This is a genomic window from Thermohalobaculum sp. (assembly GCF_058622915.1).
The window spans coordinates 1-10,165 of the sequence record NZ_JBZSYN010000039.1; the positions used below are offsets into that span (position 1 = coordinate 1).

General features: G+C 68.1%; 10 protein-coding genes. 5 read left to right on the top strand and 5 right to left on the bottom strand.

The features are described from left to right. Positions 1-3 precede the first annotated feature (3 nt). Positions 4-1,179: an elongation factor Tu gene (tuf, locus tag AC32QD_RS03455; protein ID WP_492009095.1), complete on the top strand. Its 1,176-nt coding sequence runs from the start codon at positions 4-6 to the stop codon at positions 1,177-1,179. A gap of 81 nt (positions 1,180-1,260) precedes the next feature. On the opposite strand, the gene AC32QD_RS03460 is transcribed toward tuf, so the two are convergent. After that, the gene (locus tag AC32QD_RS03460; RefSeq protein WP_492009086.1) at positions 1,261-2,748 is read right to left on the bottom strand and encodes an NHL repeat-containing protein; all 1,488 of its coding nucleotides are present in this window, start codon (positions 2,746-2,748) and stop codon (positions 1,261-1,263) included. A 297-nt stretch (positions 2,749-3,045) separates the two neighbouring features. Between AC32QD_RS03460 and AC32QD_RS03465 the strand changes: the two genes are divergently transcribed. Together AC32QD_RS03465 and AC32QD_RS03470 are read left to right on the top strand one after the other, a co-directional pair. Next, positions 3,046-3,549 (top strand): hypothetical protein, encoded by a 504-nt coding sequence (locus AC32QD_RS03465; RefSeq protein ID WP_492009087.1) that lies wholly within the window; start codon positions 3,046-3,048, stop codon positions 3,547-3,549. Positions 3,550-3,667: 118 nt separating this feature from the next. Next, on the top strand, positions 3,668-4,669 hold the full coding sequence (locus AC32QD_RS03470) for a radical SAM protein (RefSeq protein WP_492009088.1): 1,002 nt from the start codon (positions 3,668-3,670) through the stop codon (positions 4,667-4,669). Between the two features lie 162 nt (positions 4,670-4,831). On the opposite strand, the gene rocD is transcribed toward AC32QD_RS03470, so the two are convergent. From rocD to AC32QD_RS03485, 3 genes are all read right to left on the bottom strand, one after another. Then, complete coding sequence (gene rocD / locus AC32QD_RS03475) at positions 4,832-6,043, bottom strand: ornithine--oxo-acid transaminase (protein WP_492009089.1); 1,212 nt, start codon at positions 6,041-6,043, stop codon at positions 4,832-4,834. An 11-nt stretch (positions 6,044-6,054) separates the two neighbouring features. Continuing rightward, positions 6,055-6,969: an arginase gene (rocF, locus tag AC32QD_RS03480; protein ID WP_492009090.1), complete on the bottom strand. Its 915-nt coding sequence runs from the start codon at positions 6,967-6,969 to the stop codon at positions 6,055-6,057. A gap of 276 nt (positions 6,970-7,245) precedes the next feature. Further along, on the bottom strand, positions 7,246-8,112 hold the full coding sequence (locus AC32QD_RS03485; RefSeq protein WP_492009091.1) for a LysR family transcriptional regulator: 867 nt from the start codon (positions 8,110-8,112) through the stop codon (positions 7,246-7,248). A gap of 129 nt (positions 8,113-8,241) precedes the next feature. On the opposite strand from AC32QD_RS03485, the gene AC32QD_RS03490 reads away from it, so the two are divergent. Beyond that, positions 8,242-8,451 carry a DUF1127 domain-containing protein gene (locus AC32QD_RS03490; RefSeq protein ID WP_492009092.1) on the top strand — a complete coding sequence of 70 codons (210 nt, stop codon included), beginning with the start codon at positions 8,242-8,244 and terminating at the stop codon, positions 8,449-8,451. Positions 8,452-8,617: 166 nt separating this feature from the next. Here the strand turns inward: AC32QD_RS03490 and thpR are convergent, their stop codons facing one another. Further along, positions 8,618-9,175 carry an RNA 2',3'-cyclic phosphodiesterase gene (thpR, locus tag AC32QD_RS03495; RefSeq protein ID WP_492009093.1) on the bottom strand — a complete coding sequence of 186 codons (558 nt, stop codon included), beginning with the start codon at positions 9,173-9,175 and terminating at the stop codon, positions 8,618-8,620. A gap of 405 nt (positions 9,176-9,580) precedes the next feature. Here thpR and AC32QD_RS03500 point away from each other — a divergent pair. Next, the coding region (locus tag AC32QD_RS03500; RefSeq protein WP_492009094.1) for a Bax inhibitor-1/YccA family protein at positions 9,581-10,165 on the top strand (585 nt) is incomplete at its 3' end.

Consider the following 10,165-nt stretch of genomic DNA (forward strand, 5'->3'; position numbering starts at 1 on the left):
ACCATGGCGAAGGCGAAGTTCGAGCGGACGAAGCCGCATGTGAACGTAGGCACGATTGGGCACGTTGACCACGGCAAGACGACGCTGACGGCGGCGATCACCAAGTATTTCGGGGAGTTCATGAGCTTTGACAAGATCGACGCGGCGCCGGAGGAGAAGGCGCGCGGGATCACGATCGCGACGAGCCATGTGGAGTACACGACGGAGGCGCGGCACTACGCGCATGTGGACTGCCCCGGGCATGCCGACTACGTGAAGAACATGATCACGGGTGCGGCGCAGATGGACGGCGCGATCCTTGTGGTCTCGGCCGCGGACGGTCCGATGCCGCAGACGCGCGAGCACATTCTGCTGGCGCGCCAGGTGGGTGTTCCGGCGCTGGTTGTGTACCTGAACAAGGTGGACCAGGTGGACGACCCGGAGCTTTTGGAGCTGGTGGAGATGGAGGTGCGCGAGCTTCTGTCGTCCTACGAGTTCCCGGGCGACGACATCCCGATCATCAAGGGCTCGGCGCTGGCGGCGCTGGAGGGGCGCGAGCCGGAGATCGGGGAGAATTCGGTGCGCGAGCTGATGGCGGCGGTGGACAGCTACATCCCGACGCCGGAGCGTCCGGTGGACCAGCCGTTCCTGATGCCGATCGAGGACGTGTTCTCGATCTCGGGGCGCGGCACGGTGGTGACGGGCCGGGTCGAGCGCGGCAAGATCAAGGTCGGCGAGGAGGTCGAGATCGTCGGGCTGAAGCCGACCAAGAAGACCACGGTGACGGGCGTGGAGATGTTCCGCAAGCTGCTCGACAGCGGCGAGGCGGGGGACAACATCGGCGCGCTTTTGCGCGGCGTGGGCCGCGAGGAGGTGGAGCGCGGGCAGGTTCTGTGCAAGCCGGGCTCGGTGACGCCGCACACCAAGTTCGACGCCGAGGCCTATATCCTGACCAAGGAGGAGGGCGGGCGGCACACGCCGTTCTTCACCAATTACCGGCCGCAGTTCTACTTCCGCACCACGGACGTGACCGGCACGGTGCAGCTGCCCGACGGGGTGGAGATGGTGATGCCGGGCGACAACGTCACCTTCAAGGTCGAGCTGATCGCCCCGATCGCCATGGAGGAGCGCCTGCGCTTCGCCATCCGCGAGGGCGGCCGCACCGTCGGCGCCGGCGTCGTCTCCAAGATCATCGAGTGACCTGATGTCCGGGCGGCGGCCCGGGGATCCTTGCAAAAACAGGGGCCGCCCGCGGGCGGCCCCTTCGCGTGTCCGGCGCCCTCAGCCCCCGGCCCGTTGCGGCGGCGCGCTGAGCTCGAGGTGGTAGGGGTTGCCGTTTGCTGCCGCCAGCCCGCCATCGAGGAACCGGCCCTCGATATGGTAGCGGTGACGCGGCTGTATCTCGTCGATACCCTGCCCGGTCACCGGCAGGTCGAAGCGGCCGACGCGGCCGCCGGGCTCGTCCGAGAACAGGATGTAGCCAGGCTCGCGCTTGAGCAGGAATCCGCTCAGCCGCACCACCTCGCCGACATAGCGGTTCGGGTGCCGGGTCACCGCGCCGACGCGGCGCAGTGCCGGCGCCGGCGCCGGCACCGAGACCGGGACGGGCGTCGGCTCGGGGGCCGTCGCGGGTGCGGCCGTGCGGGACGATGCCGTCCCCGACGACGCCATCCCCGGCGATGCCGTCCCCGAGGACGCCGTCTGCGGCGCCGCCACCGGCGCGGCCGAGGCCACCGTCTCGGCGGCCTTGAAGGCGGCGATGTCGGCCGTCACCGGCAGCACGTCCAGCCCGTCGGGGATGCGCAGATAGCCGGGCGCCGAGCCCGGGTGCCCGGTGACGCCGTATTGCCAGACGATCCGCTTCGTCGCCTTGTCGATCACGATGACCCGATGGTTCATGTCGTCATTGGCGATGATGTTGCCGTTGGGAAGCTCCTCGGCCAGCGAGGGCCGGTCCAGTCCGCCCTGGCCCTTTCCGTCGAAGGCCCACACGACCTCGCCCGCGCGGCTGATCTCAATGATCCGGCCCGGCTTGGAATAGTCGGCGATCACGAAGTTGCCGGCCCGCGTCGGCTGCGGGTCCGAGGGGTAATGGATCGGCAGCCGCAGCCGCATGACCTCGTGCCAGTTCTCGTCGAGCTCGACCAGCGCGTGATCGCGGATGGTGCTGACCAGCACATGGCCGTTCGGCAGCGGCGTGTCGCCGTTGGGCGCGCCCAGATAGGGGGCGTGATTGAGGCACTTGCCGGTCTCGCCCGCCTGGCGCACGATCTGCTTGGTTGGCGAGATCTCCAGCAGCCGGCAGTTGCGGATGTCGGCGACGATCACGTTGCCGTTGGGCAGCACGTAGGCGTCGTCGGGGAAGTCCAGCAGCCCGTCGCTCGCGCCCTTGTGATCGATCTCACCGTACTCCCAGAGCACCTTCTTGCTCGCCACGTCGAGGATCTGGATGATCTGCGAGTACTCCATCGAGGCGATGATCTTGCGGCCGCCGTCGAAGAAGAAGGAGTCGTCGGCGCCGTGGCCGGGGCGCAGGCCCTTGAACGCATACTGCCACAGGATCCGCTTTTGCGGGCTGACGACGAGCAGCCGGTTGTTGCCGCGGTCGGCGATCAGCACGTTGTAGCCGCCGAGTGCGGCGGCATCGTCGGGGGTCGGCGGTGGCGCGACGCCGGCGCTGGCCCGGGGGCCTGCGGCGGTCACCGCAAGGAGGAGCGCGAGCGCTGCGGCGCGTATCGCGGAGAGGTGGGGTCGGGTCGGAATGCCCATGGTCTGTTTGCCTGTATCATGTTCCGGGGATCGTCCGGCGCGGGCCGCATCCGTCGCGATCGCCCGATCGCTCGAGGCACGGCGCCGGGAAACACATAACGGCGTGCTTCGCGTCACGCCTGCCGATGTGTCTCCTGGCGCTCCGCGCTAGCCCAGTTGCACATCCCTGTCCAGCGGTATTCGCCAGTCACGCAGCAGGCAAGCAGGCGGCAAGCAGGCGGCAAGCAGGTCGGGCGGCCTTTTCATCCCCACTGCCGCGCTTACATATTGCTCGACAGAAGGCGCTGGGAGACTGAGGTGCTGCGGACTGCTTTCATCGTGGCTGCGACGGTCGTGCTGGCGGCCTGCGCGCATGCCACGCCCGCCGGGTCCGACACGGTCGGTCCCGGCTACGTCACGGGCGGCGGCACCTGGAACACCGGCGGCGGCATCTCCGCCGCGGTGCGGGTGTTGAAGCGGGGCGGAGCGACCGTGGTCTGCGGCGCCTGGACAACCGATCGGCAATCGGCGCTCACCGTTAATCACAATCGCGATGTCATGGCGGCCGGCTCGGTCTATCTCGCCGGGACCCGGCTGGTGCAGGGCCTGGGCTTCATGGCGCGGGTTCCGTATTCCAACAACATAGCGGGAGCGTCGGCCAACTGCGTCGCCAGTTCGGTGCCGTGGCGGCCCGCCTTCGCGGATGCCCGGCCCAAGGTACGCTTTCCCCGCCTTGTGTTCAGCGAAGCCGCTGACGAGGGTACCGGGGGCGGTAATGCCGCCATTTTCCGCCAGACGTCACGACCCGACATCGTCGGCTGACGCGCTCTCGCCGATCACTATCCTCATCACGAACGGGTCAGCTGCCGCCCGACAGGTTTGACAGGCGTCGGCGCGGCGCCCAGAGTTCGCTGCCTGAGCGCGAACACGGCGGGGGGAGATGAACAAGGCAGTCCGAGGCGCGACCGGGTCGAACGCGGCTGGGGAGAACGCGGCTGCGGCGAACGCGGCGGGGCGCCTGGCCAAATTCTCCGATCCGGACTGGACGGCCACGGGCGAGCCGCGCGCCAGGGTTGCGCTCGCAGCGCTCGAGACCCTGTGGTTCAATACCGGCACGCTGTGCAACATCGAGTGCCGCAACTGCTATATCCTGTCGAGCCCCAGGAACGACGCGCTGGCCTATCTGAGTGCGTCGGAGGTCGTCGCCTATCTCGAGGAGATTGCCGCGCTCGGGCTGCCGACGCGACAGATCGGATTTACCGGCGGCGAGCCCTTCATGAACCCCGAGATCATCACGATGCTTCAGGCGGCGCTCGGCCGGGGGCACGATGTGCTGGTGCTGACCAACGCCATGCGGCCCATGTCGCGACCGGGCGTGCGGGACGGGCTGCGGCACCTGGCGGCGCGGCATGGTGCGCGCCTGGTCGTGCGCGTCTCACTCGACCATCACACGGCGGAGCGGCACGATGCCGAGCGGGGCGAGGGCAGCTTCGCCGTCACGCTCGCCGGCATGCGCTGGCTGCACGACGCCGGGCTCGGCATGGCGGTCGCCGGCCGGCGCAACTGCGAGGAGGACGAGGCGGCGGCCCGGGCCGGCTATACGGTGCTCTTCGCGCGCGAGGGCTTTCGCGTCGATGCCGCCGATCCGTCGGCGCTGGTGCTCTTTCCCGAGATGGACGCGGCGGCGGACGTGCCCGAGATCACTACCGCCTGCTGGGGTATCCTGGGCAAGCGGCCCGCAGACGTGATGTGCGCCTCGTCGCGCATGGTGGTGAAGCGCCGCGGGGCGGCGCGGCCCGCGGTGCTGGCCTGTACCCTGATCGCTTACGATCCCGCCTTCGAGCTGGGCGCGACGCTGGCCGAGGCCGATCGCGAGGTCAGCCTGAACCACCCGCATTGCGCGAAATTCTGCGTCCTCGGGGGCGCGAGCTGCTCGGGATAAGGGCCGCGGGGCGATTCGCCCGCCGGCCCCGCTGCGGCCTGCTTGCGCGGCCGGCGCGAGCGCCCAGAAATTGCCAAAAAATATCATTTTAAATCAATGTTTTACAATGCGCCCAAATTTGGACGCCTTCCGGGCGGCGCCGGAGCGGTAGGAAAGGCCCGTCTATGCCAGCCCGGTCAGCACCGCCTCGAAGCGCTCCAGCGCCCAGTCGGCCTGATCTCGGGTGATGACCAGGGGCGGGGCGATGCGGATGGAGTGCTCGTGCGTGTCCTTGGCCAGCACGCCGCGCTCCTTGAGCGCCTCGCAGTAGCGCCGGGCTCCGCCGGCCTCGGGGTGCAACTCGACCGCCAGCATCAGCCCCCGTCCACGCACCTCCTTGACGGCGTTGGAGCGGATCTCCTCGAGGCAGCGCTTCATGTAGGCCCCCTGCGTGGCGGCGTTCTCGATCATGCCCTCCTCGACCAGAACCTTGATTGCCATGCGCGCCACGGCGCAGGCGAGCGGGTTGCCGCCGAAGGTCGAGCCGTGCTGGCCGGGCTTGAGCACGCCGAGAACTTCGGAGTTCGAGAGCACCGCGGAGACCGGATAGTAGCCGCCCGAGAGCGCCTTGCCGACCAGGGTCACGTCGGCCTCGATGCCCTCGTGCTCCTCCGCGAGCAGCTTGCCGGTACGGCCGAGCCCGGTCTGGATCTCGTCGACGATCAGGGTGACGTTGTGCCGGGTGCACAGTTCGCGCACCCGCTTGAAATAGCCGGCGGGCGGGATGATGACGCCGGCCTCACCCTGGATCGGCTCGACCAGGAAGGCCACCGTGTTCTCGGTGATCGCCGCCTCGAAGTCGGCGATGTCGCCGAATTTCACCACCCGGAAGCCCGGCGCGAACGGCCCGAAGCCGCCGCGCGCCACCGGGTCGGTGGAGAAGCCCACGATCATCAGCGTGCGGCCGTGGAAGTTGTTGTTGGCGACGATCACCTCGGCCTTGCCCTCGGGCACGCCCTTGACCTCGTAGCCCCACTTGCGCACGGCCTTCACCGCGCTCTCCACCGCCTCGGCGCCGGAGTTCATCGGCAGCACCTTGTGGCTGCCGGTGAGCCGGGCGATCTCCTCGTAGAACGGGGCGAGCTGGTCGTTGCGGAAGGCGCGGCTGGTCAGCGTCAGCCGGCCGGCCTGCTCGACCATGGCTTGCAGGATGCGCGGGTGGCAATGCCCCTGGTTCACCGCCGAGTAGGCCGAGAGGCAATCGAGGTAGCGGTTGCCTTCGGTATCCCACAGCCAGACCCCCTCGCCGCGGGTCAGCACGACGTCGAGCGGCTTGTAGTTGTGGGCGCCGAGGCTGAGCTCGGTCTGTATCAGATCGTGAGCCGTGGTGCTCATCGCGGGCTCCTTCAGCGGCCGAGGATGGTGCGGCCGAACAGGCTCGCCACCAGCTCGACCATGACGCGGGCGGACTGGCCCGCATGGTCCATGAATATGTTGAGCTCGACCAAATCTAGCGAGCTCACGAGGCCGGAATCGGCCAGCATCTCCATCACCAGATGCGCCTCGCGATAGGTGGCGCCGCCGGGCACGGTCGTACCGACCGCCGGTGCGACCGAGGGGTCGAGGAAGTCGACATCGAGACTGACATGGACCATCGCGTCGACCTCCATCGCCCGCGCGATGATGCCGGCAATGACCCGTGCCGTGCCCTGCTCGTCGATCTGACGCATGTCGGCGACCTGGATGCCGCGGGCGCGGAGCCGGCGGCGCTCCTCGGCGTCGACCGAGCGGATGCCGAACATGTGAAACGCATCGTGGGCCAGGGGGACGCGATCCAGCCCCTCGAACAGGAAGGCGAGCTCGGGCGCGCCGGTCAAGGCTGCGACCGGCATGCCGTGGATGTTGCCCGAGGGCGAGGTCTCGGGCGTGTTGAAGTCGGCATGTGCGTCGAGCCAGAGGGCGAAGAGCGGGCGGCCCGCCGCGCGTGCCCGTCGAGCCATGGCGTTGATGGAGCCGATCGAGAGGCTGTGGTCGCCACCCATGAAGATCGGCACCGCGTCTCCCGCGGTGGCGGCCGCGGCGTCGATCGCGCGGGTCCAGGCAGCGATCTGGGCGGCATTCCGGGCGCCGGCGGGGGCGTCGACGGGACGTGGCGAATCCGGCGCGACGTCGCCATGGTCGGTCACGTCATGGCCGAGATCGGCCAGCGTCTCGGCCAGCCCCGCTGTGCGATAGGCGTCTGGGCCCATGATGCAGCCGCGCCGGCTGGCGCCGGCCTCGAGCGGAATTCCGATCAGGGTGATTTGCCGCCTCTGGGTCATGCCGGCTCTCCTGCCGAGCCATTATACAACCTGGCGATTTTCGCGGCGACGGCCATGCAGGTCCAGTGTCCTTTCCGCGGCGTTGGTTTTCGGCCGGTGCCTCCCCCCAATCCGCAAAGCCAGATTCGGGAGAGTTTGCCGTGATTTTCCGGCCGGGCGTGTCCGCCGGTCACGTGTCCACGCGTGGACATGGTATTAAGCCATTGATTTCACGGAAGATCATCTGCGGGCCGATTTCATGGTTAACGCCCGCTTGACGCTCGCAGAGCGCCTCGCTCAGGCGGCTGCGGCCATCCGGCCATACGCGTCGCTGATCATCTCGGCGAGCGCGTCGACCGGCGCGCCGGTGGCGTGGGGGGCGCGGTACATGACGATCCTCGTCGAGGGCAGCTCGGGCAGGGCCCCGGTATGGGGGATCGGCTCGAGGTGGCGGCTGATGGCGCAGTCCAGCATGGCATGCACGGCGAGGTCGGCCGAGACGGTGGCCTCGACCGTGCGGGTCGAGCCGGTGTCGACGGCCATTTCCCAGGGAATGCCGGCCGCGTCGAGGGCGCGCACCACCCAGGGCTTGAACAGGCAGGCCCGCTCGAACGCCAGCCTCAGGGGGCGCTGGCGCCAGGCGCTGCCGCCCGGTGCGCCGACCCAGACGAGACGCTGGGAGGACAGGGTCTGGCCGCCGGTGCCGGCGGCGTCCTCGGTGGTCAGGATGATCTCGACGTCGCCCTTCGCAAACAGCTCCTTGAGCTTGTAGGTGTAGGAGGAGAGCAGGTTGACGCGCATGCGCGGGAAATCGCGGTCGAATCGCCTGAGCACGTCGGGGACCTGCGGATAGACGATGTCGGCCGGCACGCCGAGGCGAATCTCGCCCTCGAAGGCCTGGTCGGTCATGCGCGCCATCACCTCGTCGTTCAGCGCCAGCATGCGCCGGCCATAGCTGAGAAGCTGCTCGCCCTGGCTGGTCAGGGCGACGCCGCGGCCCGACCGGTCGAGCAGCGGCTGGTCGAGGAACGCCTCGAGCCGCTTGAGCTGCATCGAGACGGCGGACTGCGTCAGGTGGAGCTGTTGCGCCGCGCGCGTCACACCGCCGGTCTCGGCGACGGTGACGAAACTGCGCAATGCGGTCAGGTCGAGATTGCGGGGCACGGCGACATCACTCCATATGATGGATTCAGTCAAAAACATTCATTTCCATTATCTAACAGGCTTCCCCATGTTGATCAACGGAGACGATGCTTTCACTCGGACAGATCATGGTAGCGAATGGAGGGTGCCATGCCGAACCTAACCTCGATCCTGACCCGGCCCGAGCTCGGCGCATTCACGACGAGCCTGCCGATCCGCGCCTGGATGCAGGTGGCGCGAGAGCGTGCGCAACTGGCCGAGATAACCGGCGAGCAGCTGCGCGACATCGGGGTCGACCCGGCGGACGCGGCGCGCGAGGCGGCACGGCCGTTCTGGGATCTGCCCAGGAACCGCTTCTAGCTGCACACCGCTGCTAGCTGCACACCGCTGCTAGCTGCACACCGCTCCTAGCCGCATCGGCTGGACGAGGCGCTCAGACCAATCTCCGAAACCCAAAGCCGAATACGCCGTTCGAGAGACAGCGCGGTCCCGGCGCCGCAGCCGGGGCCGCATGTTCGCTTTGGCCTCAAGCCTGTCCGCCGGTCAGCGGATAGGCGGCGAGCTCCTCGTAAATCGGTCCGTTGCGGCCGAGAGTCGAGCGATAGAGCACGAACTCGTCGACCTCGAACGGCCCGGCCCTGAGCGACATCCGGCGCACGGCGAAGCTTCGCATCTTCTCGGCGTCCTCGCCCTTGAGGCCATTGTTGAAGCGGGCGAGCGTCACATGCGGGCTGTAGCGCATGCGATCCATGCGCAGCCCTGCGCCGCGCGCCGCCTGCAGCACTTTCTCGCGAAGATGCGACAGCATGGGTTCGGGCCGCACCTCGGCATGGAGCGAGCGCGGGCGCTCGCCACCGAAGAGTCCGAGGCCGTCGAGGGTCAGCTCGAAGGCGGGTGCGCGGATGCCGTCGAGAGCGTAGTGCACGTCCTCGACCAGCGGTTCGGGGTGCTCCCCGAGGAAGGCCACGGTGATGTGCAGGTTCTCGGGCGCGACCGGGCGTCCCGCGGGAAGCCCCGCCTGGGCTGCGGTGAGGGTGCGGACCACCTCGCCCGGCAGAGGTATGGCGACAAAGGCGCGGATCATCCTGGCACTCTCCCGGTCGGCTCCGGGGTGGCGGCGTTCCTCCGCCCGGCAGGCCTCTCGCCCCCCTTGCGACGTCATCCAGACCCGCCAAGCATGTGGGGCCTGTGGCCCGTTCGTGCGCTCGCGTTCGTGCCTGTCGAATACCGCCTGCCACCTCGGCGCGAGGTTAGTCGGTGGCCGGGTGCGGATCAACATCACGCGCGGATCGCGGACAGTCAATTTCGCGCTAACGGACAAGGAATTCCGACCTGCCCGCCGAGGGTCTTTGATCCGGGTGCCTCGTCATGCCCTCATTGATGGCCCCTTTCCCTTGAAACCACGGGCCGTTTCCCCGATATTCCATCTGGGCACGGCGCTTCCAGGCGCCCGTGGGCTGAACGTCAACAGTTGACCAGAGGGCACCAGATGGCGAACCCGACTTACATGCGCAGCCGCACGATTACCCGCACCGGGGAAATCGATGCCGGGTTGCGCGCTTACATGAACCAGGTCTACGCGCTGATGACCGGCGCCATGATCATCACCGGGGTCGTGTCCTACGTCGTCGGCATGGATCTGAAAGCTGCGCTCGCCGGCCAGGCAACGACCCTGCTGCCGCCGGGCCTGGTGATGGCGATGTTCTCGTCGCCGACCATGTACCTCATCATGTTTTCGCCGCTGATCGTGGTCTTCGCCTTCGGCGCGACGATCAACCGGATGAGCTTCAGCACGGCCCAGACGGTGTTCTGGGTGTTTGCCGGCTTGATCGGGCTGTCGATCGCCGACATCTTCGCGGTCTACACCGGGCACTCGATCGCGCGGACCTTCTTTATCGCCGCGGCGTCGTTCGGCGCGCTTTCGCTCTATGGCTACACCACGAAGAAGGACATCTCGAGCTGGGGCTCGTTCCTGATCATGGGCGTGATCGGCCTGATCGTCGCCATGGTGGTGAACCTGTTCCTGCACTCGGCCGCGATCCAGTGGGCGGTCTCGTTGCTCGGCGTGCTGATC

Coding starts and splice junctions, on each gene's coding strand:
- thpR (WP_492009093.1), bottom strand. CDS start 9,175: ATGATCCGCGCCTTTGTCGCCATACCTCTGCCGGGCGAGGTGGTCCGC.
- AC32QD_RS03460 (WP_492009086.1), bottom strand. CDS start 2,748: ATGGGCATTCCGACCCGACCCCACCTCTCCGCGATACGCGCCGCAGCG.
- rocF (WP_492009090.1), bottom strand. CDS start 6,969: ATGACCCAGAGGCGGCAAATCACCCTGATCGGAATTCCGCTCGAGGCC.
- AC32QD_RS03470 (WP_492009088.1), top strand. CDS start 3,668: ATGAACAAGGCAGTCCGAGGCGCGACCGGGTCGAACGCGGCTGGGGAG.
- AC32QD_RS03490 (WP_492009092.1), top strand. CDS start 8,242: ATGCCGAACCTAACCTCGATCCTGACCCGGCCCGAGCTCGGCGCATTC.
- tuf (WP_492009095.1), top strand. CDS start 4: ATGGCGAAGGCGAAGTTCGAGCGGACGAAGCCGCATGTGAACGTAGGC.
- rocD (WP_492009089.1), bottom strand. CDS start 6,043: ATGAGCACCACGGCTCACGATCTGATACAGACCGAGCTCAGCCTCGGC.